Source organism: Sphingomonas lenta (assembly GCF_002288825.1).
GTDB classification, from domain to species: domain Bacteria; phylum Pseudomonadota; class Alphaproteobacteria; order Sphingomonadales; family Sphingomonadaceae; genus Sphingomonas; species Sphingomonas lenta.
Genome location: NZ_NSLI01000003.1, coordinates 665,428 through 689,573, shown reverse-complemented (window position 1 = coordinate 689,573; position 24,146 = coordinate 665,428). Strand labels below are relative to the sequence as shown.

Sequence of the window (24,146 nt, the reverse complement as noted above, 5' to 3'; positions counted from 1 at the left end):
GAGAGAGTTCATGGACGTGCAGAACCTGTTCCGCCTCGACGGCCGTACCGCGCTCGTGACGGGCGGCAGCCGCGGCATCGGCAAGATGATCGCCGCCGGCTTCATCCAGTCGGGCGCGAAGGTCTACATCTCCAGCCGCAAGGCCGACGCTTGCTTCCAGACCGCCGAGGAGCTGGGACCGAATTGCGTCGCGCTACCGCAGGACGTGAGCACGGTCGCGGGCTGCAAGGCGCTGCGCGACCAATACGCCGCCGAAGTCGGCAAGCTCGATATTCTCGTCAACAACGCCGGCGCCGCCTGGGGCGAGCCGTTCGAGCAGTTCCCGGAAAAGGGCTGGGACAAGGTCATGGACCTGAACGTCAAGTCGCCTTTCTTTCTGACGCAGGCCTTTCACGAGCTGCTGAAGGCGGCCGCCTCGCCGGAGCGCCCGGCCAAGGTGATCAACATCACCTCCATCGACGGCCAGCGCCTCAACCCCTGGGAGACGTACAGCTATCACGCCTCCAAATCGGCGCTGATCTACCTGACCAAGCGCATCGCCGCGCGGCTCGTGCAGGACCATATCAACGTCACCTCCATCGCGCCGGGAGCCTTCGCCAGCGAGATGAACCGCGCCGCCCGCGACCATGGGCAGGAGGTCGCGCGCGGCATCCCGTCCAAGCGCATCGGCTCGCAAGAGGACATGGCGGGCGCGGCGATCTACCTGGCGTCGCGCGCCGGCGACTATGTCGTGGGGGAGACGATCACGGTGGACGGCGGCCTCGTCCACGCGGCGGTGGGGACCAGCATCGACGCCTGACGGTTTGACGACCGTCAAAGCGGCGCGCCCCGGGTGGCCATAGACCGGCTTCCGAAAGGAAGCTGCTCATGACCATCCACCAGCCGATCACCGCCTTCATCGACGCGCGAGCCGTCGACGCGCCGGTCCACTACCGCCCCAACCGTGCCGAACGGGCTTTCGAGCTGCACCCGGCCGTGTTCGGCATGCTGGCCGCCAGCTTCGCGCTGTTCATGCTCGCGCTCGGGGTCGCGTTCATGAACCCCACGCTGATCGTCCCGTTCGGGATCTGCGCCGCCTACCTCCTCATGTTCTTCGGCGTGCCGCTCGTGGTGGCGCGCACCGTGCCGGGCACGACCGGCCGGTTCCAGAGCTGGGCCGAGTTCATGGCCGAAGGCGTCGAGACCGGATCGGGCCATCTGACGGGCGCGCAGGCGCTCGCGCAGATCATGACGGTGCCCGCCGTGCTGGTCGGCTTCGCCGTCACCGTCGCGATCGTGAGGGCAGCCGTCTAACCGGCGACCGCCGCCAATGCGCCTACATCCTCGACGACCACATGGTGGAGGCCGTCGCGCCGGATCAGCGCCTCGGCCTCCAGCTGCGCGAACTGTCGGCTCACCGTCTCGATCGTGGTGCCGAGCAGCCCCGCCATCTCGCCGCGCGACAGCGGCAATTCGACCCGCGCCCCGTCCCGCGGCTCGCCCTCGCACCCGCCGCGCAGGAACAGGAGCAGCAGGCCCGCCACCCGCGCCTTCGTCTCGCGCCGCGCGATCAGATTGATGAGCGCGCGCGACGCGTCCAGCTGCTCCAGCGTCGCCTGCAGGATGCGCTCCATGAACCCCGGCGAGCCCCGCATCGCCGTCTCCACGTCGCCGCGCGTGAAGAGGCAGAGCTCGCTGTCGGCCAATGCAGTGGCGGTGCAGTCCACTCCCGTCGCGAACAGCCGCGCCAGAAATCCGCCCGCGTGGATCAGCGCCACCGTGCGTTCCACCCCGTCGGCGTCGATGCGCGACAGCTTGAGCGCGCCCGTCACCAGCGTCGCGCAGGCCGTGTCGGGATCGCCCGCGTCGAACACCACCTCGCCGCGCGCGAACCGGCGTCGGCGACCGAGCCTGGCGAGCGTCCGCCGCTCCACCTCCTCCAACCCCGCGCAGACCGCCACGTCGCGCACCGGGCAGGCGGCGCAGCCGAGCGGGTCATAGGTGGGTTCGTCGCGCCGGGCTTCCAGCATGCCGCCGGTATACGGGGTGCGGGGCGCGCCCGCTACCCGCGCCGCGCCCGTTCCAGGATCAGCCACACCTTGGGCCGACCGCTCGGCTTTGGTCGGCCGTCGAGCCGCACCGCGCGGACGATCCAGACGGGCTTGACCAGCATCTGCCCGCGCATCGGCCCGGTGCCGCAGCAGGTCGGCTGTCCGAGGATGCGCTCGACCGCGTCCATGCCGCCGACCACGCGGCCGAAGGCGGCGTAGCCCGACTGCGCCCCTCTCGCGTCCATCCAGCTGGTCGGCCCGACCGTCAGCACGAAATTGCCCGTCGCCGACGCGTCGAACTGGCCGCGCGCCATCGACACCGTCGCGTCGAGGTGGCGGATGCCGGTCCGGTCCGTGCGCTCCAGCGGGATGGGCGGCAGCGCGCGGTGGATGTTGGTCTGGATGCCGCCCTGGACGAAGCCCTGGCCCGCCACCCGCTTGCTGCGCGCGGCGCGGTAGAAGATCGTCCCGTCGAACCGCCCATCGTCGACATAGGCGAGGAAATTGGCGGTAGTCACGGGCGCGCGGCGCGCGTCGAGCGCCAGCGTGATCGGCCCCGCGCTCGTGTCCAACCGCACCCGGACCACGCCAGGGGGCGGGGCCGCGCCGAGCAACAGCGCGACGCCGGCCGTGATCAACAGCTTACGCATCGACCTATCGCGCGATGCCCCCCGCCGCGAGCACCGCCAGCGTCACCAGCTCGCTCGCGGTGGACGTCATGGGCGCGATCTGCACCGGCTTCTCCATGCCCACCAGCATCGGCCCGATCGTGTCGTCCCCGCCCAGCTCGCGCAGCAGCTTGGCGGAGATGTTGGCCGACTGCAGCCCCGGCATCACCAGCACGTTGGCCGGCCCCGACAGGCGCGCGAACGGATAGTTGGCGAGCTGGCGCGGGTTGAGCGCCACGTCGGGGGCCATCTCGCCCTCATATTCGAACTCGACCCCGCGCGCGTCCAGCACGCCCACCGCGCCGCGGATGTTGTCGAGCCACTTGCCTTCCGGATTGCCGAAGGTGGAGTAGCTGAGGAACGCCACGCGCGGCTCGTGGCCCATGCGGCGCGCGACCTGCGCGGTGCGCTCAGCGATGTCGGCCAGCTCCTCGGCGGAGGGCCGCTCGTTGACGGTGGTGTCGGCGATGAACACCGTGTGGCTCCGGCCGACGAGCAGGTGGATGCCGAACGGCACGCGGCCGGGCTCGGGGTCGATGACGCGCTTCAGGTCGCGCATCGTGTGCGCATAGGTGCGCGTGATGCCCGTGATCATCGCGTCGCCGTGACCCAGCTGCAGCAGCACCGCGCCGAACGTGTTGCGGTCCTGGTTGATCATGCGCTCCACGTCGCGCTTCAGAAAGCCGCGGCGCTGCAGCCGGTCGTATAGGAACTCGACCATGCGCGGCACGAGCGGCGAGTTGCGCGAGTTGTGGAGCTCATACTCTTCCGGCTGCTCGACGCCGAGCGCGCGCAGGCGGTCGTACACGTCGTCGCGCCCGACCAGCACGGGCACGCCCAGCCCGCCCTCCTTCAGCGCGATGGCCGCGCGCAGCACCACCTCCTCCTCGGCTTCGGCGAAGATCACGCGCTTGGGCCGCGCCCGCGCGCCCTCATAGGCCAGCGTCAGCACGGACGTGGTCGGGTTCAATCGCTCGCGTAAGCGTTGGCGGTACGCGTCCATGTCGTCGATCGGCTTGGTCGCCACGCCCGACGCCATCGCCGCGCGCGCGACCGCGGCGGGGACGATCTCCATGAGACGGGGGTCGAACGGCGCCGGGATGATGTAATCCGGCCCGAAGCTGTGCCGCACGCCGTAGGCGACCGCGACCTCCTCCGGCACGCGCTGGCGGGCCAGATCGGCGATGGCGTGGGCGGCGGCGATCTTCATCTCGTCGTTGATGGTCGTCGCGCGCACGTCGAGCGCGCCGCGGAAGACGTACGGGAAGCCCAGCACGTTGTTGACCTGGTTCGGATAGTCCGACCGGCCCGTCGCGATGATCGCGTCCGGCCGCGCGGCGCGCGCCAGCTCCGGGCGGATCTCCGGCTCCGGGTTCGCCATGGCGAAGATGATCGGCGCGGGCGCCATGTCGGTCACCATCTCCGGCTTGAGCGCGCCCGCCGCCGATAGCCCCAAGAACACGTCCGCGCCGTGGAGAGCCTCGGTAAGCGTACGCCGGTCGGTGACGGCGGCGTGCGCCGACTGCCACTGGTTCACGCCCTCGCGGCCCTGGTGGATCACGCCCGTGCGGTCGCAGATCAGCACGTTGTCGTGCCGCACGCCCATCGCCTTGATGAGCTCGGTGCACGCGATCGCCGCGGCACCCGCGCCGTTCACCACCACCTTGACCTCATCCAGCCGCCGCCGCGTCAGCAGGCACGCGTTGATGAGGCCGGCCGCGACGATGATCGCGGTCCCGTGCTGGTCGTCGTGGAAGACGGGGATGTTCATCCGCTCGCGCAGCGCCTGCTCGATGATGAAGCACTCGGGCGCCTTGATGTCCTCGAGGTTGATGCCGCCGAACGACGGCTCCAAGAGCGCCACGCAGTTCACGAACGCGTCCACGTCCTCCGTCGCCACCTCCAGGTCGATCGAGTCGACGTCGGCGAAGCGCTTGAACAGCACCGCCTTGCCTTCCATCACCGGCTTCGACGCCAGCGCGCCGAGGTTGCCGAGACCCAGAATGGCGGTGCCGTTCGAGATGACGGCCACGAGGTTGCCCTTGGCCGTGTAGTCGTAGGCGCAGCTCGCATCCTCGGCGATCCGCTGCACCGGCACCGCCACGCCCGGCGAGTAGGCGAGCGCCAGGTCGCGCTGCGTCGCCATGGGCTTGGACGCCACGATCTCGATCTTGCCCGGCCGCCCCTCCGAATGGAACAGCAGCGCCTCGCGCTCGGAGAACTGGTTGGTGACTTCGTCGGACATGCGGGCTCCTCGCTCGCCCCCGCCCTTACGGAATGCGGCGGTGGAAAGGGAACCCCTTACGCCGATGCGCGGGCGTCGAAGTCGCGGCGCGCGGCCTCGATCCGGTCGACGTTGCGCGCGGCCCAGGTCCACACGCCGCAGAACGCCTCGCTCAGGTCGCTGCCCAGCTGCGTCAGCCGGTACTCGACCCTCGGCGGCACGACCGGGTGGACGGTGCGGACCAGCAGGCCGTCGCGCTCCATCAGCCGCACCGTCTGCGTCAGCATCTTCTGGCTGATCCCGTCGCACAGGCGGGCGAGTTGCGTGAAGCGCAGCTCGCCATGCTCGGTCAGCACCTCCAGCACGATCACGGTCCATTTGTCGGCGACGCGGCCGATGATCTCGGTGACGAGCGCCTCGACGCGCGGGTCGAGGTTCTCCGGATAGTCGTGCGCGTGCGTCGCCATGGCTCGGTTTCCCTACAGTAAGTACCGCACCTTCGGATGCCTTCTTCCCGATCGTAAGCGGCGGGCCTAACTCGCGTCCAGCCATCAGGAGGACGATCATGGACATCACCGGTAACACCATCCTCATCACCGGCGGCGGAACCGGCATCGGCCGGGGCTTGGCCGAAGCGCTCCACGCCCGCGGCAACCGCGTGATCGTCGCCGGACGCCGGGCCGAGCCGCTGGAAGAGGTCGCGCGCGCTAATCCGGGCATGGCGACCGCGCTGCTCGACGTGGCGGACGCGTCCGCGGTCGCGTCGTTCGCGGTGCGCGTCGCCGGCGATCATCCCGAGCTGAACGTCGTGGTCCACAACGCCGGCATCATGCGCGCCGAGGACATGGCGGCTGACGACTACGATACGTCGGACGCGGAGGCGATCATCGCGACCAACCTGCTCGGCCCGATCAGGCTCACCGCCGCGCTCCTCCCGCATCTGAAGAACCGGCCGCGCGCGTCGATCGTCACCGTCTCGTCCGGCCTCGCCTTCGTGCCGCTCGCTGCGACCCCCACCTACAACGCCACCAAGGCGGCGATCCACAGCTGGTCGCAGTCGCTACGCGAGCAGCTGAGGAGCACGGCGATCGACGTGGTCGAGATCGTACCCCCCGCGGTCGCGACCGACCTGATGCCGGGACAGGCGGACAACCCGAACTCGATGCCGCTCCAGGCTTACATTGACGAGGTCATGTCTCTGATAGAGGCGAACCCGGACGCGCACGAAATCTGCGTCGAGCGCGTCGGCTTCCTCCGCCAGGCGGAGCGTCGGGGCGACTACGACCAGGTGTTCGCGACGCTGAACGGGCGGCACTGACGGTTCCGTTCCGGGGCCGCCCACTCTAATCGGCGGGGTTGGCGACGCGGGCGGTTTCCGCCGCCACGTTGATGATCCCAGTCTTTCGCGGCCGCCCCTCCGAATGGAACAGCAGCGCCTCGCGCTCGGAGAACTGGTTGGTGACTTCGTCGGACGTGGCCGACCCCCTGACGAAACCGCCACCTAGCCACTCCCACCAGTCGGGGCTATGGTCGCGCGCATGGATCGAGACCCCGGCGAGTTTCTGGGCGGCAAGGCCGTAGCCGATCTGTCGGACGACGAGTTCGACGCGTACATGGCGCGTTTCCCGCCGGCGCCCGGCATACCGCATGTGGACGATGGCGGGGACGACGAGGCTGACGCCGATATCGCGGCGGGACGCATATACGAGCACGAGGTGGTCGCGCGTTGGCTGAGAACTGCGGGCCGGCCCGATTGGAAATCGTTCGAGGCCTGGTTCGCCGACCTGAATGGCTAGGGTCGTCTGGTCGAAACGCGCCACTGCCCACGTTTCAGAAATCATCGCATATATCAGGCAGCACGACGCGGCCGCGGCGGAGAGGGTCGGCGCGCGTTTGATCGCCTTAGGCGAGAGCTTGGCCGAGTTCCCGCATCGTGGACGGCCGATCGGTGCCGACCTGCGGGAACTCACGACCGTCTGGCCATATGTCCTGCGCTATCGTGTACGGGGCGGTATCGTGATCATCATCCGCGTGCGCCACGGCCGTCGTCGGCCGACCCAGCCGTGACCGCCCCCACCCCCATGATGGCCCAGTACCTCGCGCTTAAGGCCGAGGCCGGCGACTGCCTGCTTTTCTACCGCATGGGCGACTTCTTCGAGCTCTTTTTCGAGGACGCCAAGATCGCCGCCGCCGTCCTCGACATCGCGCTGACGGCGCGTGGCGAGCATGGGGGCGAGCCGGTGCCGATGTGCGGCGTGCCCGTGCACGCGGCGACGAGCTACCTCCAGCGGCTCATCAAGGCCGGGCACCGCGTCGCCATCGCCGAGCAGACGGAGACCCCGGCGGAGGCCAAGAAGCGCGGCGGGTCGAAGGCGCTGGTGGGGCGCGGCATCGTGCGCGTGGTCACCGCGGGCACGCTGACCGAGGAAGCGCTGCTGGACAGCCGCGCCGCCAACTGGTGCGTCGCGCTGGGCGAGGCGGGCGGCGAGACGGCGCTCGCCTGCGCCGACGTGTCCACCGGCCGTTTCGAGATCGTCCGCGCGGAGCCAAGCGCGCTCCCCGCCGAGATGGCGCGGCTGGCGGCCGCCGAGGTGGTCGCGTCCGAGGCGACGGCCTACCCCGAGATCGCGACGGCGCTCCGTCCCAAGACCGAGTTCGACTCCGCGGGCGGAGAGGCGCGGCTGAAGCGGCTCTACGGCGTCGCCACGCTGGACGGCTTCGGCCGCTTCGGCCGGGCCGAGCTGGCGGCGGCGGGCGGGCTCGTCGCCTATCTGGAGCATACGAGCAAAGGCGCGCTGCCCTTCCTGCGTCCGCCCGTCGTCCACGCCTCGGCGCAGGCCATGGCGATCGACCCCGCCACGCGCGAGAGCCTGGAGCTATGCTGTAGCCAAGCGGGCGAGCGGAAGGGATCGCTGCTCGATGCCGTGGACCGCACGGTGACCGGCGGCGGCGCGCGGCTCTTGGGCGCGGATATCGGCGCGCCGTTGATGGATCGCGCCGAAATCGACCGGCGGCTCGACCTCGTCCAGTCCCTCCACGACGACAGTGCCTTGCGCGAGCGGCTGCGCGGCACCTTGCGCGCGCTTCCCGACATAGGCCGCGCGCTCGGCCGCCTCGCCGCGGGCCGGGGCTCCCCGCGCGACCTGGGCCAGCTCCGCGACGGCCTCGACGGCGCGTGGCAGCTCGGCGAGCGGCTGGCCGGCGTCGACCGCCCCCCCGCCCTCCTCGCCGACCTCGCGCCCCGCCTGCGCGGCCACGGCACCCTCATCGACCTCTTGAAGCGCGCGCTCGTGCCCCAGCCGCCGGTGGACGCCAGCGACGGCGGCTATATCGCGCCCGGCTACGACGCCGCGCTGGACGACCTACGCGACGCGGGGTCGGGCGGTCGCCGCGCCATCGCCGCGCTCGAGGGCGAGCTGAAGGCGCGGACCGGCATCACGGCGCTCAAGATCCGCCACAACGGCGTGCTCGGCTATCATGTCGAGGTCCCGGCCCGCGCCGCCGACCCGCTGATGAGGCCCGACAGCGGCTTCACGCACCGCCAGACGCTCGCGGGCGTCGTCCGTTTCAACACGCCCGAGCTGCACGAAGTGGCGATGCGCGTGACGCAGGCGGGCAGCCATGCCCTAGCCGCCGAAGCAGCGCACTTGGAGGAGCTGACCGCCCGCGCGCTCCAGGATCGCGAACGCATCGCCGACACCGCCGACGCGCTCGCCCGGCTAGACGTGGCCGCTGGCCTGGCGGAACGCGCGGCGGAGGGCGGGTGGGTCCGCCCGCAGCTCGTCGACCACCCCTGCTTCGAGATCGAGGCCGGCCGCCACCCCGTCGTCGAGACCGCGCTGGCCCGCCAGGGCGAGCGCTTCGTCGCCAACGACTGCCGTCTGTCGGAGGACGGCCGCCTCTGGCTCGTCACCGGCCCGAACATGGGCGGCAAGTCGACCTTCCTCCGCCAGAACGCGCTGATCGCCGTGCTGGCGCAGGCGGGCTCGTTCGTCCCCGCCGCCCGCGCGACCCTGGGCCTGGTCGACCGCCTGTTCAGCCGCGTCGGCGCCAGCGACAACCTCGCCCGCGGTCGCTCCACCTTCATGGTCGAGATGGTGGAGACCGCCGCGATCCTCGCCCAGGCGACGCCCCGCTCCTTCGTCATACTCGACGAGGTCGGCCGCGGCACGTCCACCTATGACGGCCTCGCCATCGCCTGGGCGGTCGTGGAGGCGATCCACGAGGAGAACCGCTGCCGTTGCCTGTTCGCGACGCATTATCACGAGCTGACCCGCCTCGCCGAGCGCCTCCCCGCGCTCTCGCTCCACCATGTCCGCGCGCGCGAGTGGAAGGGTGATCTCGTGCTGCTCCACGAGCTGGCGGACGGTCCCGCCGACCGCAGCTACGGCCTCGCCGTCGCCCGCCTCGCCGGCATGCCGCCCGCGACCGTCCAGCGCGCGAAGAGCATCTTGGCGAAGCTGGAGGCCGGCCGCCAGAAGACGGGCGGGCTCGCGGCGGGGCTGGACGACCTGCCGCTGTTCGCCGCGGCCGCGCAGGCGGAGGAGCCCGCGCCCGACCCGTTGCGCGCCGAGATGGAGCGGCTCGACCTGGACGCGCTCACCCCGCGCGAGGCGCTCGACACGCTCTACCGGCTGAAGGCGCTGGCGCGAGACTGATCGGCGGCGACGCGCAGGATCGCTTCCGCGGCCGCGCCCGCCCCATCCTCAGCCGAGACCTGCGCGCCGACGGCGGCCGCGCGCGACGCGACGCCCGCATCGTCGAGCAACCGCCGGACCAGCCCCGGCGCTCGGGCGGCGAAGCGCTTGGGCGCGACCTGCAGCCCAACCCCCAGCCGCTCGACGCGCGCGGCGTTGTCGAACTGGTCGCCCATGAACGGCGTGACGAGCTGCGGCCGGCCCGACCGTAGCGCCTGACCCGTCGTGCCGATCCCGCCGTGATGCACCACCGCCGCCGCGCGCGGGAAGAGCAGCGAGTGCGGCGCGTAGGGCCGGACGAGCACGTCGCGCGACGGCTCGGCCTGCGACTCGCCGGTCAGCAGCACGGCGCGCAGGCCCAGCCGCCCGGCCAAGTCGGCGGCGCGCCGATATAGGTCGGTGTCGGAGTACGGGATGAATGAGCCGAGCGACACGATGAGCGGCGGCCGCCCCGCGTCCAGGAACGCCGCCAGCTCCGCATCGAGCGCCGCCGTCCCGTCCTCGTCGCGGTCGAACCAGGGATAGCCCGTCACCGTCGCCCGCGCCGGCGCGCCGCCCAGCAGCGGCGAGTAGACGCCCAGCTCGCGCGCGACCCACGGCCCCGCATCGACCATCGGTGCCGCGCGGGAGGAGGGCAGCCCGTTCTCCCGCCGCACGCGGTTAAGCTCCCCGCCGAAGCGCCGCCGCAGCTCCGCCCGGATCGCCGCCAGCAGCACCGCGTTCCACGCGCGCGCCGCTCGCCCGACCGGCGCGCCCTTCAACAACCGGAACGACGGCCCGCGCGGCGGGTCGTGCGGGTTGAACCAGAGGAACGGCTGCAGCAGCACGTGCACGAACGGCAACCGCAACCGCTCCGCCGCGATCCCCGCCGCGGGCGCGACCGCCGACCCCACCACCGCGTCCGCCCCGCGCGCCAGCTCGACCAGCCGCGCCACGCCGTCCCCCGTCGACGGCAGGATGACGCGCCGGAGCAGGAAATCGTTGTCCGACACCACGCGCCGCACGATCTCGTCGTCGGGCAGGCCGATCGCCCGCCCGACCTCCTCGAACCGCGGCATGATCGCGTGCGCCTCCAGCCCCGCCGCGCGGCACTTGGGCAGATGGTCCTCCGGAACCGCCAGCACCGCTTCCACCCCGCGCTCGCGCAACGCCAGCCCGATCGCGATGAACGGGTGCAGGTCGCCCAACGTCCCGATCGTAGCGAGGACGATGCGGGGCGACGTCATGGGAATCACCTCATGGTTGGCGGAAGCGAGCCCGCGCTTCGCCCCGTTCACATCGCCGGCAGGTCGCCCACGGGCTGCACGATGACGAAGCTCGCCGCTGTAAGCACCGTACCCGCCGCGAGCTGCGCGAACTGCACGGCCGCGCCCGCGCCGTTGCCGTCGCCGTCGTAGAACAGCCGGCCGGTGGCCTGGTCGTAGATGATGCGGTCGTCCGCATCGCCTGCGGCGGTGCCGACCACGAACCGGTCGGCGGCCACCGCGGTGGTGACCTCGGCCAGGCCACGGTAGATGCCGGCGTCAAGCCCGATGCGGTCGCCCGCCCCGAAGTCCTGGATCGTGTCCACGTTATTCGTGCCCGGCGCAGTGGTGAACGCGAACGTGTCCGCCCCGCCCAAGCCCACCAGCGTATCGTTGCCGCCGCGCCCGTCCAGCACGTTGCCGGCATTGTTGCCGACCACCGTCTGCGCGAACTCGTTGCCGCGCAGCGTGTACGCGGACGCGGCGTCCGCGGCCTGCTGGTTGACCGCGCTCAGGCCCTCGATCTCGGTTCCTTGCCGCAGCTGGTAGCTCGCGCTGGCGTAGACCACGTCCGTGCCCTGGCCCGCAGCCTCGCGCACCACATCGCCCTGGCTGAACACGCCGTAGCTGTCGTTCCCGAACAGGCCGACCAGCGTGTCGGGCGCGGCCTGGCCGTCACCGCCCCGGCCGTTGATGATGTTGTCGCCGTAATTGCCCGCGATCAGCTGGGACGCGCCGTTGCCCACGAGATAGATGGCGGTGGTGCCCGCCTGCTCGGACGGCGAGAGGTACTCCACCGCAGCCGTCGAGTACAGGAAGTAGCTCGTGCCGCTCGCGTACACGGTGTCGAACCCGCCCGTGTCCTCGATCACGTCGCCGGTCGCGAACACCCGGTAGGTGTCGTCGCCGTCGAAGCCGACCAGCGTATCCACACCACCGCCGCCGCCCGACGACAGGATGTTCGCGCCCGAGTTGCCCTCGATGCGCTGGCTGAACTCGTTGCCGCCGATGTTGATGGCGGCACCGCCCGCCTCCGCACGCAGCAGTTCGACCGACGCGCCGACGTTAAGGAGGTAGTTGGCCGCCGCCGCCGTCACGACCAGCGTGTCCGCGCCCTCGCCCGCCGCTTCCTGGATCACGGTCGCGGTGGAGTCGACGGTGTAGCTGTCGTCGCCGCGCAGGCCGCTGAGCGTGTCCGCGCCGCCGCCGCCGCGAAGCGCGTTCGCGCCGAAGTTGCCGATGATGGTCTGGGCAAACTCGTTGCCGGTGAAGCGGAACGCCCGCGTGCCGGTCTGATCGGCGGCGGACAGCAGCTCGATCTCGCTGCCGGCCGCCAGCGTGAAGTCCACGTCGGCGAATACGCTGTCGACGCCGCCGCCCACCGCTTCCGTGATCACGCTGCCGGCATTAGCGACGCCATAGGTGTCGTTGCCTCCCAGGCCGATCATGGTGTCGCCGTTGAGCGCCCCCTCGACGTTCAACCCGATCAGCACGTTGTCGCCGTCATTGCCGATCAGGCGGTTGGGTCCGAAGTCGCCCGTCAGATTGATCAGGGCAGTTCCGGCCGCCGCGCGCATCTCGAGGAGGCCGCTGCCGCCTCCCGGCTCGAAGGCGGTGAGGAACTGGGTGTAGCTGACCGAGGTGATCACCGTATCGCGACCGCTACCGACGACGCGGTCGTCGCGATTATCGACGAAGAACGTGTTCGTCCCTTCCTGGTCGACCATCCGGTCGGCTCCGGCCCCGCCGTCGATCGTGTCGTCGCCCAGGCCGCCGTTGATCGTGTCGGCGCCGCCCAGGCCGGAGATGGAGTCGGCGCCGTCCGTGCCGTTGATGCTGTCCGAACCGTCGGTTCCGTTGATGCTGGCCACGAAAACTCTCCCTAAGCGTCGCGACAGGGTCTAGGGGGCGCCGAACGGAAGCGCAATTTGGCTCGGGCCCGCGGCCGACTTTTCGCTGTCCTACCGAACGGCGCTGTGCGACCGTCACCTCATGCTGCGCGCACGTCGCTCCTTTCCGGCTAGGCTGTTCCCCGGCCAAGCCCGATCCAAGCGTCGACCCGCATCAAGTTGTTCGGCCCCGCGCACGACGGTTCGTCGTGTTTTCCACGCGACATCGGCTTACCTTCATTACCTTCGGGGACCGCGCCACGCGTCAACGCGAGTCAACTTGTTCAGCTTCGCCCCGTGACCGACCGCTTCGCCTCGCTCCCGAACCGCCGCGTTATCGTCGACCGCGACGCGCTCGCCGCCGCGCTGTCGCACTTGCCCGAATCGGACGGGAGCACGCTGCGGCGGCACGCGACGCGGTTGCTGAAGGACGCGCTCGACGCCGGCCGCGCGGAGGTCGCGCGGCGGTTGCTCGCCGAGCCGTCCTGCGGGCTCCAGGCGGCGAACGCGCAGGCGTACCTGATCGACGAGGTGGTCGGCGCGCTCCACCGTTTCGTCACCGCCCGCCTCCATCCGCTGCACAACCCGACCGCGGGCGAGCGGCTGACGGTGCTCGCGGTGGGCGGTTACGGCCGCGGCGAGATGGCGCCGCATTCCGACGTCGACATCGCCTTCGTCACGCCGGCCAAGCGCACGCCGCACTCGGAGCAGGTGATCGAGTCGATGCTCTACGCGCTCTGGGACCTGAAGCTGAAGGTCGGCCATTCCAGCCGCTCGGTCGACGAGATGATCCGCGAGGCGTGCAACGACGTGACGGTCAGGACCGCGCTCCTCGAGGCGCGCCACGTCTGCGGCGACCCCGACCTGCACGCGGAGGCGATGCGCCGCTTCAAGGCGGAGGTGCAGGCCGGCACCGAACGCACCTTCATCGGGCAGAAGCTCGCCGAGCGCGACGAGCGCCACCGCCGCATGGGTGACACGCGCTACGTCGTCGAACCCAACATCAAGGAGGGCAAGGGCGCGTTGCGCGACCTCCACGCGCTGTTCTGGATCGGCAAGTACATCCACGACGTTGACCGCGCCGCGCAGCTCGTCGACGTGGGGCTGTTCACCACGGAGGAGTATCGGCAGTTCCACCGCGCCGACAACTTCTTCTGGGCGGTGCGCTGTCACCTCCACGCGCTGACGGGCCGCGCGGAGGACCGGCTCACCTTCGACGTCCAGCGCGAGATCGCCGAGCGCATGCGCTTCCGCGACCGGCCGGGCCGCTCCAAGGTCGAGCGGTTCATGCAATACTACTTCCTGCAGGCGAAGACGGTGGGGACGCTCACCGGCGTCTTCCTGGCGCACCTGGACGAGCGGTTCGCGGCGCGGGGGCGGCGCTGGTTCGCGCTGCCGAGCTTCAAGCGGCGGCCCGGCAAGCTCCACGGCTTCGTGCTCGACCGCGGACGGCTCGCGCTGCCGAATGACGGCTTCTTCCGCGAGGATCCGGTGCGCCTCGTTGAGATCTTCCAGCTGGCGGACAAGCACGGGCTGGAGGTGCACCCGCTGGCGATGCGCGCCGCCGCGCGCGACGCCAAGCTCGCCGACGAGGTGCGCGATGACCCGCGGGCGAACGCGCTGTTCCTCGACGTGCTGACCAGCCCACGCGATCCCGAGCTGGTGCTACGCTGGATGAACGAGAGCGGCGTGTTCGGCCGCTTCGTGCCCGATTTCGGCCGCGTCGTCGCGCAGATGCAGTTCGACATGTACCACCACTACACCGTCGACGAGCACACGATCCGCGCGTTGGGCCTGCTCGCGCGCGTGGAGAAAGGGGGGCTCCGCGACGACCACCCCATGGCTACCGCGATCTTCCCGCAGATCGTCTCGCGCCGCGCGCTCTACGTGGCGGTGCTGTGCCACGACATCGCCAAGGGGCGCGGCGGCGACCATTCGGTGCTGGGCGCGGAGGTGGCGGAGCGGCTCGGGCCGAGGCTGGGCCTCACCGACGCGGAGACGGAGACGGTGGCCTGGCTGGTGCGCCACCACCTGCTCATGTCGGCGACCGCGTTCAAGCGCGACCTGTCCGATTTCAAGACGATCCTCGACTTCGCAGGCGTCGTGCAGTCGCCCGAGCGGCTGCGGCTGCTGCTCGTGCTGACGGTGGTCGACATCCGCGCGGTCGGGCCGGGCGTGTGGAACAGCTGGAAGCGCCAGCTCCTGTCCGAGCTATACGAAGCCGCCGAGGAGGTGCTCCGCCTCGGCCACAAGCAGCGCGGCCGCGCCGAGCGGATCGCGGCCAAGCAGGCGACGTTGCGCGGGGCGCTGGGCTGGTCCGACGACGCGTTCGCCGCGCACGTGCGCCGTTTCCCGGAGGCGTACTGGATCGCGGAACCCGACGCGGTGCTGCTCCACAACGCCCGGTTCATGGCGGAGGCCGCGGGCCGGGAGCTGGCGATCGACGCGCAGGTCTATCCCGACCGCGGCGCGACGCTGGTGACGATCCAGGCGGCCGACCATCCCGGCCTGTTCTACCGCATCGCGGGCGCGATCCACCTGGCGGGCGGCAACATCATCGACGCGCGCATCCACACGACGCGCGACGGCTGCGCGCTCGACAACTTCCTCGTCCAGGACCCGCTCGGCCGTCCCTTCGACGAGGCGGGCCAGCTCGCGCGCCTCAAGACGGCGATCGAGGACGCGCTGGCCAATCGCGGCCGCCTCGCCGACCGGCTGGAGGCCAAGCCCGCCGCCCGCACCCGCGCCGATGCCTTTCCGATCGCGCCCAACGTGCTCATCGACAACCACGCCTCCAACCGCTTCACCGTGGTCGAGGTCAACGCGCGCGACCGCCCGGCGCTGCTGAACCAGCTCGCCCACGCGCTCTTCCAGTCGCGCGTGACGATCCACTCCGCGCACGTCGCCACGTACGGCGAGCGCGCGGTGGACGTGTTCTACGTGACCGACCTGACGGGCGACCGCATCACCCAGCCCCAGCGCCTGCGCGCGCTGGAGCGGCGCCTGCTGGATGCGGCCGCGGGCGAGCGGATGGAGGTGGCGGCGTGACCGATCACCTCATCCTGATTGTAGGTGCGGTCGTGATCGCCCTGGGGCTGATTGGCCTATGGCGTGGACTGACGTCGAAGACGCACGACGTGCGCGGCGGCGACGAACGAAGCACCGGAACAGCTTGGCATCAGGATGGCGGCGGAGGCGACTAGCCCCCGCCGACCGGCGTCACTTGGGCGCGAGCACCATCAGCATCTGGCGGCCTTCCATGCGCGGGAACGCCTCCACCTTCGCGATCTCGGCGGTGTCGCTGGCGACGCGCTGGAGCACGGCCATGCCGAGCTGCCCGTGGCTGAGCTCGCGGCCGCGGAAGCGCAGCGTCACCTTCACCTTGTCGCCCTCGCCGATGAACTCCTGCACCTTCTTCATCTTGGTGTCGTAGTCGTGGTCGTCGATGTTCGGACGCATCTTGATCTCTTTGATCTCCTGCGTCTTCTGCGTCTTGCGGGCGAGGTTGGCCTTTTTCTGGGCCTCGTACTTGAACTTGCCGACGTCCAGGAACTTGGCGACGGGCGGATCGGCGTTGGGCGACACTTCGACGAGGTCGAGCCCGACCTCCTGCGCCTGCGCGATCGCCTCGCGCGTGTACATCACGCCGAGATTCTCGCCTTCATGGTCGATCACGCGGACCCGGGGCGACTGGATCCACTCGTTGAAGCGAGGTCCGTTCATCGGCGGCGCCTGCATGGGCCGGCGCATCATGGGAGGACGTATGGGTATTTCTCCTGGTTGTTCTGAACCGCTTATATAATCCTTTCCCGGTTAACGGGAAAGGTCCGGCGGCGTCGCTTCCGCCGTCAACCGCTCGATCAGCGCGCCTAGCTCCACGATCTCCTGGCCCTGGCTTCCCAGCCGACGTAGCGCGACCGTTCCCTCCTCCGCCTCGCGCTTGCCGACGACGAGCAGGTTGGGGACCTTGGCGAGGCTGTGCTCGCGGACCTTGTAGTTGATCTTCTCGTTGCGCAGGTCGCTCTCGACCCTGAGCCCCGCGGCGCGGAGCTTGGCGACCGCCTCGCGGGCGTAGTCGTCGGCGTCCGACACGATGGTCGCGACGACCGCCTGGACGGGCGCGAGCCAGGTCGGGAACTTGCCGGCGTAATGCTCGATCAGGATGCCGATGAACCGCTCGAACGAGCCGAAGATCGCGCGGTGGAGCATAATCGGGCGGTGGCGCTCGCCGTCCTCGCCGACATAGGATGCGTCCAGGCGCTCAGGCAGGACGGTGTCCGTCTGGATAGTGCCGACCTGCCAGGTGCGGCCGATCGCGTCCGTCAGGTGGAACTCCAGCTTGGGCGCGTAGAAGGCGCCTTCGCCCGGCAGCTCCTCCCAGCCGAACTCGGGCGTGTCGCGGCCCGTCGCCTTGACCGCGTCGCGTAGGGACTGCTCCGACCAGTCCCACATCTCGTCCGTGCCGAAACGCTTCTCGGGCCGGAGCGCGAGCTTGATCGCGTACTTCTCGAAGCCGAGATCCTTGTACACGCGGTCGAGCAGGTCGCAGAACATGCTCACCTCGTCGACGAGCTGGTCCTGGCGGCAGAAGATATGCGCGTCGTCCTGCGTGAACTGGCGCACGCGCATCAGCCCGTGGAGCGCGCCGTGCGGCTCGTTGCGATGGCAGCAGCCGTACTCCGACAGGCGGATGGGCAGGTCGCGGTACGACTTGATGCCCTGGCGGAAGATCAGGACGTGCGCGGGGCAGTTCATGGGCTTGAGCGCCATGAGGTCCGCCTTGCCCGACAGCACGGGCCGGTCGTCCTCTCCGCTGGGGATCTCGTCGGGGACGACGAACATGTTCTCGCGATACTTACCCCAATGTCCCGACTGCTCCCACTGGCGCGCGTCCATGAGCTGCGGCGTCTTGACCTCGCGGTAGCCGCCCGCATCCAGGCGACGGCGGAGATACGCCTCCAGCTCGCGCCAGATCATATAGCCCTTGGGATGCCAGAAAATGGAGCCCTGCGCCTCCTGCTGAAGATGGAACAGGTCCATCTCCGCGCCCAGCTTGCGGTGGTCGCGTTTGGCGGCCTCCTCCAGCATGTGCAGATGCTGGTCGAGCTGCTTCTTGTTGAGCCAGCCGGTGCCGTAGATGCGGCTCAGCATCGCGTTCTTCTGGTCGCCGCGCCAGTACGCCCCCGACACGCGCGTCAGCTTGAACGCCTGCGGGTCGAGGCGGCCGGTGGAGGGCATGTGCGGCCCGCGGCACATGTCGAGCCACTCGCCCTGGCGGTAGATCGTCAGCTCCTCATCCTCGGGCAATTCGGCGGCCCACTCGGCCTTGAAGCGCTCGCCCTGTTCGGTCCAGCGGTCGATCAGCTGCCGGCGCGTCCACACCTCGCGCGTGAAGGGCTCGTTGCGCGCGATGATGTGGCGCATCTCCTCCTCGATCGCGGGCAGATCATCCTCGGTGAACGGCCGCTCCTTTGGTGCGAAGTCGTAGTAGAAGCCGTCCTCGGTCGCCGGGCCGAAGGTGATCTCCGTGCCGGGGAACAGGTGCTGCACCGCCTCGGCCATGACGTGAGCATAGTCGTGGCGCGCGAGCTCCAGCGCCTCTTTCTCGTCCTTCTGCGTGATCAGCGCCAATTCGGTGTCGCCGTCGAGCGGGCGGTTGAGGTCGCGCACCTCGCCGTTCACGCGCGCGGCGATGGCGGCCTTGGCGAGGCCAGGGCCGATCGCGGCGGCGACGTCGGCGGGGGTGGTTCCGGGCGCGACCTCACGGGCGGATCCGTCGGGCAGCGTGATTCGGAACATGGCGGTCATCGAAGGCTTTCCAGGGCTTGTGTGCAGCGCGGCATCTAAGGCCGAACCCACCCCTACGCCACCCCGAACGGTACCACGGTGTTGCCCCCCGTATGCCCGATCTCCGCCGCACCAAGAAACGGCACCCCCATCTCCCCGCACCAGCGGCGGATCATCGTCTCCGGCGTCTCCCCCCAGGGCGGGTCGTTGGACTGGACGTCGGTGACCGCGCCCAGGCGCACGCCGGCCAGGCCCTGGAGCTGCGTCGCGTGCGCCATCTGGAACAGCGTCCGGTCGATCCGATAGAGCGGTTCGGACACTTCCTCGATCATGAGCACATGGTCGGTCAGGTCGGGAAGCCAGGGTGTCCCGATCAGGTTTCCGAGGATCGTCAGGTTGAACGCCGCGGCCGGGCGTCCGCCGAGGCTGGGCTCGAGCCCCTGCCGGTCGCGACCCACCATCCAGCCGAGCGAGCGCGCCACCGTCCGGTCGCCGCCCTGCCGCCCGATGTCGACCGCCATCGGCCCGTGCACCGGACGCCCGAAGCCGCGCGCGTAGAGGGCGGCGAGCAGGAAACCCATGTCGGAATAGCCGAGATAGGTCTTGTTGCGCGCCGCGTCCCCCAGCCGCGGCATGACGAGCTCGAGGATGCGGTTGGAGCCGTAGCCGCCGCGCGCGAACCAGACCGCGTCGATGCTCGGGTCGTTCGCGACCTCCAGGAAAGCGGCGGCGCGAACCTGGTCGGAGCCGGCGAAATGCCCGTCGCTCTCGAAGCATTGCGGGTGCACGTACAGGTCGACCTGCGGATAGGCGATCGCGGCGAAGGCGGAGACGCGGGCGCCTACCAGCGGGTCGATGGGCCTGGCGGGGGCGACGACGGCGATCTTCATGGTGCGCGGTTTGCCGGGCGTAGGCCGCGAAGTCGAGACGGGCGGGTGCTTGCCCGGCCGCCCCGCCCCCACTAACCCCGCAGCCCATGTTGCGTGACAAAGCTTTCCTCGTCGGGATCGGCGGGTCGGGGATGATGCCGCTGGCGATGATCCTGCGCGCGCGGGGCGTGGAGGTGGCGGGGTCCGACCGCGCGCTCGACCAGGGGCGCGTGCCGGCCAAATTCGACGCGTTGCGCACGCTCGGCATCGCGCTCTTCGCCCAGGACGGGAGCGGCATCGCATCCGCCGACCAGCTCGTCGTCGCGTCTGCCGCGGTCGAGGAGACGGTGCCCGACATCGTCCGCGCGAACGAACTCGGCTGCCCGCGCGCGACGCGCGCCGAGCTGCTCGCCAGCCTGTTCAACGACAGCGCGCTCGCGATCGGCGTGGCTGGCACGAGCGGCAAGTCCACCGTCACGGGCATGATCGGCTGGATCCTGCACGCCACCGGCCGCGACCCGACCGTCATGAACGGCGCGGTGATGAAGAACTTCGCCACCCCCGACGCGCCATTCGCGAGCGCGTTGGTGGGCCAAGGCGAGGCGTTCGTGAGCGAGGTGGACGAAAGCGACGGCTCCATCGCGCTCTACCGGCCGCGGGTGGCGGTGCTCAACAATGTGAGCTTGGACCACAAGGCGCTGGACGAGCTGAACCTGCTGTTCCGCGACTTCCTGGCCAAGGCGTCGCGCGTGGTGGTCAACGCCGACAACCCGGACGCGCTGGTGCTGGGTGAGGCGATCCAGCGCGAGGCGCGCCTGTTCTTCTCGGTCGAGGGCGCGGGCGACCTCGTCGCGCGGAACTTGGTCGAGGAGCCGTTCGGCGTGCAGTTCGAGCTGCACCATGCGGGCGGGGTCACGCCCGTGGCGCTCCAGGTGCCCGGCCGGCACAACGTGTCCAACGCGCTGGCGGCGATCGGCGCATGCGTCGCGGCCGGACTGCCGGTCGGGGAGGCGGCGGAGGCGCTGGGCGGCTTCGTAGGCCTCAGGCGGCGCATGGAGCTGGTCGGCGAGGCGGGCGGCGTCGCGGTGATCGACGATTTCGGGCATAATCCCGACAAGATCGCCGCCACGCTCGACGCGCTGCACGCCTTTCCGGGACGGCTGCTGCTCATGTTCCAGCCGCACGGCTTCGGGCCGCTCAAGATGATGGGGCGCGAGCTGGTCCGGACCTTCGGCGAGAAGATGGCGGCGGACGACCTGCTGGTCATGCCCGACCCCGTCTACCAGGGCGGCACCGTCACGCGCGAGGTGGGCAGCGACAACATCGTGCGGGGCGTCGTCGAGGCCGGGCGCAATGCGCGCCACGTCGCCGACCGAACGGAGGCGGCGCGGGCGCTGGTGGCCGAGGCCCGCGCGGGCGACCGCGTCGTGGTGATGGGCGCGCGCGACGACACGCTGAGCCTGCTCGCAGAGGGGATGGTGCGCGAGCTCGCCGCGCGTTAACTTGGGGCCTGACCACGGGGAGACGCGCATGTTCCGCAAGCTGTTCCTGGACCATCCCGACGAGGTGGGCGAGAGCTATGGCGAGCACGCGCGCGTCGCGGGCCGGTTCGGCGCGGAGATGATCGTGGGCGGGATCGCCTGCCTGGTGCACGCGGCGGTGCCGGCGCTGTGCAAGACCTCGGGCTCGCGCACGATCGCGCGGTTACATGCAAGGTTGGTGGCGAAGCGGAGCGCGGTGAAGGCCGACCGGGCGCAGGTGAAGTCGGTCGAGTATGTGATCTGAACCGATCCTCCCCCAGCAAGGTGGGGGAGGATCGGGCTAAGGGCGCTCCACCAGCGGGGCGAATCTGGCGACTTGGCGTCCCACCAACCGCAGTTGCTCCAGCACCGCCGGATCGCTCGCGCCGCCCCCGTCATCGAACTTGGTCACCTGCGTGTTGATCGCCGCGGCGAAGGGCGTGGGCCAGCCCCTGAGCGCGTGGACGATCGAGCGGAGCGCGGCGATGGTGCTGCCGGTCGCCTGCCAGCCGTATGCGGTGGCGATCAGGCCGACGGGCATGTCGGCGAGGTAGGGCCGCTGGTCCTTGGCCGTCTCCTCCAGGAGGTCGAGCGCATTCTTGACGACGCCGGAGATGGAGCCGTGATAGCCGGGGCTCGCGATGATCACCGCCGACGCCTGGCGCACCGTGTCGACGAACTCGCGCTCGTGATCCGTGCGGCTGGTCGCGCGCGGGTCGTAGAGCGGCAGGCGCGCCATGTCGGCACCGCCGAACATGCGCGTGCGGAAGCCCTGGTCGCACGCGGCGTCGAGCGCGATCCGGAGCGCCCGCTCGGTGGACGAGACCGCGCCGATCGTGCCGCCGATGCCGACCACCAAGGGCTTGTCGCCTTCCGTCACCTTCCGCTCCCGCTCGTTCCGTCGCGACTTAGGGCCCGGCTGGCGGAATGGGAAGCGCGGCACTAGTATCCGGCTATCGGCTGGTGTATTAGCCGGCTCACACGGTTGAGTAGAGGCATGCGCCCCCACCCCTTCGACAACAGCAACGGCCGGCGTTGGCGGCGCGACCTGGACTCCGAGCCGACCGACTCCCCCGAGCCGGACCCGGTATTCGCGCCTCAACAGAGCGGGCGAAGCTCGTTCTGGGGTGGCGCACCGATGGACGACCTGACCGCCCCGAGCGGTCGCACCGAGCCGCTGAAGGACGATTGGGGCTACCCTCTCCCGCCGGAGCCCCCCGCGCCCAAGAAGCGGCGGCGCTGGGGCCGGATCATCTCGCGGACGTTAAGCGTCGGCATCATCCTGCTCGTCGTGGCGATCGGCTGGCTTGCGATCACCGCGCCGCTGTCCAAGTCCTTGAAGCCGCCGACGCCGCCGTCGATCACGCTGACCGCCGACGACGGGACGCCGATCGCCCGGCGCGGCGCGATCATCGGCCGGCCGGTCGACGCGGCCAAGCTGCCGGACCATGTGCGCGAGGCGTTCCTCGCGATCGAGGACCGGCGCTTCTACGACCACTGGGGCATCTCGCTCCGCGGCATCGCGCGCGCGGCGTGGAGCAACTTCGGCGCGGGCGGGGTGCGCCAGGGCGGCTCTACAATCACCCAGCAGCTGGCGAAGAACGCGTTCCTCGACTCCGACCGGACCATGGCGCGCAAGTTCCGCGAGGTGATGATCGCGTTCTGGCTGGAGACGTGGCTGACCAAGGACGAGATCCTGTCGCGCTACCTGTCCAACGTCTATTTCGGCGACAACGTCTATGGGCTGACGGCGGCGTCGAAGCATTATTTCGGGCGCACGCCGCAAAACCTCAACATCGGCCAGGCGGCGATGCTGGCGGGGCTGGTCAAGGCGCCGAGCCGCCTCGCGCCGACGAGCAACCTGTCGGGCGCGCGCAAGCGCCAGGCGGTGGTGGTGGGCGTGATGGTGGACGCGGGCTTCCTGACCGAGCGCGAGGCCGACCGCGTCCAGCCGCAGCGCGTCAAGGCCAAACGCGCGGATACGCTGCCCAGCGGCACCTATTTCGCCGATTGGGTACTGCCCGAGGCGCGCGACCGGGCGGGCGAAGTCCAGTCGGACTCGACCGTGGAGACGACGCTCAACCGCCGGCTGCAGCGCGCCGCCGAGCGCAGCGTGCGCGCGGGCACGCCGGGCGGCATGCAGGCGGCGCTGGTCGCGATGCGGCCGGACGGCAAGGTCGTGGCGCTGGTGGGTGGGCGCGACTACGCCAAGTCCTCGTTCAACCGCGCCACGCAGGCGAGGCGCCAGCCGGGGTCGACGTTCAAGCTGTTCGTGTACCTCGCCGCGCTGCGCCAGGGCATGACGCCCGCCTCCACGGTCGAGGACCGGCCGGTCGACATCGCGGGCTGGAAGCCGCGCAACAATGACGGTCGCTACCTGGGCGAGATCTCGCTGGCGCAGGCCTTTGCGCGGTCGTCGAACGTCGCGGCGGCCAGGCTGACGCAGGACGTGGGAGTCAAGAACGTCATCAAGGCGGCGCGCGACCTCGGCATTTCCACGCCCATCGCCAACGAGGCGACGATCGGGCTCGGCACCAGCGGCGTGTCGCTGCTGGAGCTGACCGCGGCCTACGCGGCGGTCGCGCGCGGGCGCTATCCGGTCCAGCCGCACGGGCTGAAACAAGCCGAGGAGCGCAGCTGGTACCAGACGCTGACGGGCGGCGGGCGCGACATGCCGGAGCGGATCCACGAGGACATGCTATCGTTGCTCGGCTCCGCCATGCGCGGCACGGGTTATCAGGCGCGGCTGCCCGTCGAGGCGTTCGGCAAGACGGGCACGACGCAGGACGGGCGCGACGCCTGGTTCGTGGGCTTCGCGGGCGACCTGGTGGTGGGCGTCTGGGTCGGGCGCGATGACAACAAGCCCGCGGGCCTGACGGGCAGCGGCGCGCCCGCGCGCATCTGGCGCGACTTCATGTCCTCCGCGCTGAACATCGCGCCGCCGCCGCGTGCGCCCGTCGCGGAAACGACGGTCGAGGACGTGCTGGCGAACGAGGGCATCGTGCTCCCGGAGGGCGCGATCCCCGAGCTGCCGCCGCTAGCCGAGCAGCTGGAGGGGCTAGGCGTCGACCTGCAGGTCGATCCCGAAGGCACGATTTCCGTCGGGCCGTCGCGGCGCGAGGAGCGTCCGCCCCCGCCGCCGCGCGAGGAGCGCCGGCCGCCGGTGGAAGAGGAGTTGGAGGGGGAGTTCTAGGGTTTACCTAGTCCGTTCTCGCGCT

Annotated in this window: 21 protein-coding genes; 10 read left to right on the top strand and 11 right to left on the bottom strand. The window is 70.5% G+C overall.

Annotated features, from left to right (window positions below):
* Positions 1-10: 10 nt before the first annotated feature.
* Together CKY28_RS10495 and CKY28_RS10490 are read left to right on the top strand one after the other, a co-directional pair.
* Positions 11-799, top strand: coding sequence for an SDR family oxidoreductase (locus CKY28_RS10495; protein ID WP_095998263.1), 789 nt, complete (start codon positions 11-13; stop codon positions 797-799).
* Between the two features lie 68 nt (positions 800-867).
* A complete protein-coding gene (locus tag CKY28_RS10490; protein ID WP_095998262.1) occupies positions 868-1,293 on the top strand; it encodes a hypothetical protein in 426 nt (141 codons plus the stop codon).
* Here the strand turns inward: CKY28_RS10490 and CKY28_RS10485 are convergent.
* Genes CKY28_RS10485 through CKY28_RS10470 form a run of 4 tightly spaced genes read right to left on the bottom strand, consistent with a single transcriptional unit; the run spans position 1,290 to position 5,389 of the window.
* Positions 1,290-2,009 carry a Crp/Fnr family transcriptional regulator gene (locus CKY28_RS10485; RefSeq protein ID WP_095998261.1) on the bottom strand — a complete coding sequence of 240 codons (720 nt, stop codon included), beginning with the start codon at positions 2,007-2,009 and terminating at the stop codon, positions 1,290-1,292. The two genes, CKY28_RS10490 and CKY28_RS10485, sit on opposite strands and share 4 nt — an antisense overlap.
* A 32-nt stretch (positions 2,010-2,041) precedes the next feature.
* Positions 2,042-2,680 (bottom strand): peptidylprolyl isomerase, encoded by a 639-nt coding sequence (locus CKY28_RS10480; RefSeq protein WP_095998260.1) that lies wholly within the window; start codon positions 2,678-2,680, stop codon positions 2,042-2,044.
* A gap of 4 nt (positions 2,681-2,684) precedes the next feature.
* The gene (locus CKY28_RS10475) at positions 2,685-4,943 is read right to left on the bottom strand and encodes an NADP-dependent malic enzyme (RefSeq protein ID WP_095998259.1); all 2,259 of its coding nucleotides are present in this window, start codon (positions 4,941-4,943) and stop codon (positions 2,685-2,687) included.
* 56 nt (positions 4,944-4,999) lie between these two features.
* Entirely contained in the window at positions 5,000-5,389 is a 390-nt protein-coding gene (locus CKY28_RS10470; protein ID WP_095998258.1) for a winged helix-turn-helix transcriptional regulator, read from the bottom strand.
* A 98-nt stretch (positions 5,390-5,487) separates the two neighbouring features.
* Here CKY28_RS10470 and CKY28_RS10465 point away from each other — a divergent pair, with 98 nt between their 5' ends.
* Positions 5,488-6,240, top strand: coding sequence for an SDR family oxidoreductase (locus tag CKY28_RS10465; protein WP_095998257.1), 753 nt, complete (start codon positions 5,488-5,490; stop codon positions 6,238-6,240).
* 25 nt (positions 6,241-6,265) lie between these two features.
* Here CKY28_RS10465 and CKY28_RS18685 read toward each other — a convergent pair whose 3' ends face one another.
* Positions 6,266-6,742, bottom strand: a complete 477-nt coding sequence (locus tag CKY28_RS18685; protein WP_176473005.1) for a hypothetical protein — start codon at positions 6,740-6,742, stop codon at positions 6,266-6,268.
* Between CKY28_RS18685 and CKY28_RS10455 the strand changes: the two genes are divergently transcribed.
* Together CKY28_RS10455 and mutS are read left to right on the top strand one after the other, a co-directional pair.
* Positions 6,711-6,989: a type II toxin-antitoxin system RelE/ParE family toxin gene (locus tag CKY28_RS10455; protein ID WP_095998255.1), complete on the top strand. Its 279-nt coding sequence runs from the start codon at positions 6,711-6,713 to the stop codon at positions 6,987-6,989. The genes CKY28_RS18685 and CKY28_RS10455 overlap by 32 nt on opposite strands.
* A 14-nt stretch (positions 6,990-7,003) precedes the next feature.
* Positions 7,004-9,580, top strand: coding sequence for a DNA mismatch repair protein MutS (gene mutS, locus CKY28_RS10450; RefSeq protein ID WP_095998607.1), 2,577 nt, complete (start codon positions 7,004-7,006; stop codon positions 9,578-9,580).
* Here the strand turns inward: mutS and CKY28_RS10445 are convergent.
* A complete protein-coding gene (locus tag CKY28_RS10445; protein WP_141243906.1) occupies positions 9,550-10,845 on the bottom strand; it encodes a glycosyltransferase in 1,296 nt (431 codons plus the stop codon). The two genes, mutS and CKY28_RS10445, sit on opposite strands and share 31 nt — an antisense overlap.
* Positions 10,846-10,892: 47 nt before the next feature.
* The gene (locus tag CKY28_RS10440) at positions 10,893-12,734 is read right to left on the bottom strand and encodes a beta strand repeat-containing protein (RefSeq protein ID WP_095998253.1); all 1,842 of its coding nucleotides are present in this window, start codon (positions 12,732-12,734) and stop codon (positions 10,893-10,895) included.
* A gap of 315 nt (positions 12,735-13,049) precedes the next feature.
* Between CKY28_RS10440 and CKY28_RS10435 the strand changes: the two genes are divergently transcribed.
* On the top strand, positions 13,050-15,800 hold the full coding sequence (locus CKY28_RS10435) for a [protein-PII] uridylyltransferase (protein ID WP_095998252.1): 2,751 nt from the start codon (positions 13,050-13,052) through the stop codon (positions 15,798-15,800).
* Positions 15,797-15,955 carry a hypothetical protein gene (locus tag CKY28_RS18680; RefSeq protein ID WP_176473052.1) on the top strand — a complete coding sequence of 53 codons (159 nt, stop codon included), beginning with the start codon at positions 15,797-15,799 and terminating at the stop codon, positions 15,953-15,955. Before CKY28_RS10435 ends, CKY28_RS18680 begins: the two co-directional genes overlap by 4 nt.
* Positions 15,956-15,971: 16 nt before the next feature.
* Here CKY28_RS18680 and infC read toward each other — a convergent pair whose 3' ends face one another.
* From infC to CKY28_RS10420, 3 genes are read right to left on the bottom strand one after another with little or no spacing between them, the layout of a single operon-like run.
* Positions 15,972-16,505 carry a translation initiation factor IF-3 gene (infC, locus tag CKY28_RS10430; protein WP_095998251.1) on the bottom strand — a complete coding sequence of 178 codons (534 nt, stop codon included), beginning with the start codon at positions 16,503-16,505 and terminating at the stop codon, positions 15,972-15,974.
* Between the two features lie 60 nt (positions 16,506-16,565).
* Positions 16,566-18,560: a threonine--tRNA ligase gene (thrS, locus tag CKY28_RS10425; RefSeq protein ID WP_095998250.1), complete on the bottom strand. Its 1,995-nt coding sequence runs from the start codon at positions 18,558-18,560 to the stop codon at positions 16,566-16,568.
* 53 nt (positions 18,561-18,613) lie between these two features.
* Complete coding sequence (locus CKY28_RS10420) at positions 18,614-19,429, bottom strand: LD-carboxypeptidase (RefSeq protein ID WP_095998249.1); 816 nt, start codon at positions 19,427-19,429, stop codon at positions 18,614-18,616.
* Between the two features lie 86 nt (positions 19,430-19,515).
* Between CKY28_RS10420 and CKY28_RS10415 the strand changes: the two genes are divergently transcribed.
* Both CKY28_RS10415 and CKY28_RS10410 read left to right on the top strand, forming a co-directional pair.
* Positions 19,516-20,910 carry a UDP-N-acetylmuramate--L-alanine ligase gene (locus CKY28_RS10415; RefSeq protein ID WP_095998248.1) on the top strand — a complete coding sequence of 465 codons (1,395 nt, stop codon included), beginning with the start codon at positions 19,516-19,518 and terminating at the stop codon, positions 20,908-20,910.
* A 28-nt stretch (positions 20,911-20,938) separates the two neighbouring features.
* On the top strand, positions 20,939-21,193 hold the full coding sequence (locus CKY28_RS10410; RefSeq protein ID WP_095998247.1) for a DUF6356 family protein: 255 nt from the start codon (positions 20,939-20,941) through the stop codon (positions 21,191-21,193).
* Between the two features lie 36 nt (positions 21,194-21,229).
* Here the strand turns inward: CKY28_RS10410 and CKY28_RS10405 are convergent, their stop codons facing one another.
* Positions 21,230-21,808, bottom strand: coding sequence for an NADPH-dependent FMN reductase (locus CKY28_RS10405; RefSeq protein WP_095998246.1), 579 nt, complete (start codon positions 21,806-21,808; stop codon positions 21,230-21,232).
* 258 nt (positions 21,809-22,066) lie between these two features.
* On the opposite strand from CKY28_RS10405, the gene CKY28_RS10400 reads away from it, so the two are divergent.
* On the top strand, positions 22,067-24,121 hold the full coding sequence (locus tag CKY28_RS10400; RefSeq protein ID WP_095998606.1) for a transglycosylase domain-containing protein: 2,055 nt from the start codon (positions 22,067-22,069) through the stop codon (positions 24,119-24,121).
* Positions 24,122-24,146 lie beyond the last annotated feature (25 nt).

What these genes read in the sequence shown, in the direction of transcription:
- CKY28_RS10495 (WP_095998263.1), top strand. Translation starts at nt 11, where the DNA reads ATGGACGTGCAGAACCTGTTCCGCCTCGACGGCCGTACCGCGCTCGTG.
- CKY28_RS10490 (WP_095998262.1), top strand. Translation starts at nt 868, where the DNA reads ATGACCATCCACCAGCCGATCACCGCCTTCATCGACGCGCGAGCCGTC.
- CKY28_RS10485 (WP_095998261.1), bottom strand. Translation starts at nt 2,009, where the DNA reads ATGCTGGAAGCCCGGCGCGACGAACCCACCTATGACCCGCTCGGCTGC.
- CKY28_RS10480 (WP_095998260.1), bottom strand. Translation starts at nt 2,680, where the DNA reads ATGCGTAAGCTGTTGATCACGGCCGGCGTCGCGCTGTTGCTCGGCGCG.
- CKY28_RS10475 (WP_095998259.1), bottom strand. Translation starts at nt 4,943, where the DNA reads ATGTCCGACGAAGTCACCAACCAGTTCTCCGAGCGCGAGGCGCTGCTG.
- CKY28_RS10470 (WP_095998258.1), bottom strand. Translation starts at nt 5,389, where the DNA reads ATGGCGACGCACGCGCACGACTATCCGGAGAACCTCGACCCGCGCGTC.
- CKY28_RS10465 (WP_095998257.1), top strand. Translation starts at nt 5,488, where the DNA reads ATGGACATCACCGGTAACACCATCCTCATCACCGGCGGCGGAACCGGC.
- CKY28_RS10455 (WP_095998255.1), top strand. Translation starts at nt 6,711, where the DNA reads ATGGCTAGGGTCGTCTGGTCGAAACGCGCCACTGCCCACGTTTCAGAA.
- mutS (WP_095998607.1), top strand. Translation starts at nt 7,004, where the DNA reads ATGATGGCCCAGTACCTCGCGCTTAAGGCCGAGGCCGGCGACTGCCTG.
- CKY28_RS10445 (WP_141243906.1), bottom strand. Translation starts at nt 10,845, where the DNA reads ATGACGTCGCCCCGCATCGTCCTCGCTACGATCGGGACGTTGGGCGAC.
- infC (WP_095998251.1), bottom strand. Translation starts at nt 16,505, where the DNA reads ATGATGCGCCGGCCCATGCAGGCGCCGCCGATGAACGGACCTCGCTTC.
- thrS (WP_095998250.1), bottom strand. Translation starts at nt 18,560, where the DNA reads ATGACCGCCATGTTCCGAATCACGCTGCCCGACGGATCCGCCCGTGAG.
- CKY28_RS10420 (WP_095998249.1), bottom strand. Translation starts at nt 19,429, where the DNA reads ATGAAGATCGCCGTCGTCGCCCCCGCCAGGCCCATCGACCCGCTGGTA.
- CKY28_RS10415 (WP_095998248.1), top strand. Translation starts at nt 19,516, where the DNA reads ATGTTGCGTGACAAAGCTTTCCTCGTCGGGATCGGCGGGTCGGGGATG.
- CKY28_RS10410 (WP_095998247.1), top strand. Translation starts at nt 20,939, where the DNA reads ATGTTCCGCAAGCTGTTCCTGGACCATCCCGACGAGGTGGGCGAGAGC.
- CKY28_RS10400 (WP_095998606.1), top strand. Translation starts at nt 22,067, where the DNA reads ATGGACGACCTGACCGCCCCGAGCGGTCGCACCGAGCCGCTGAAGGAC.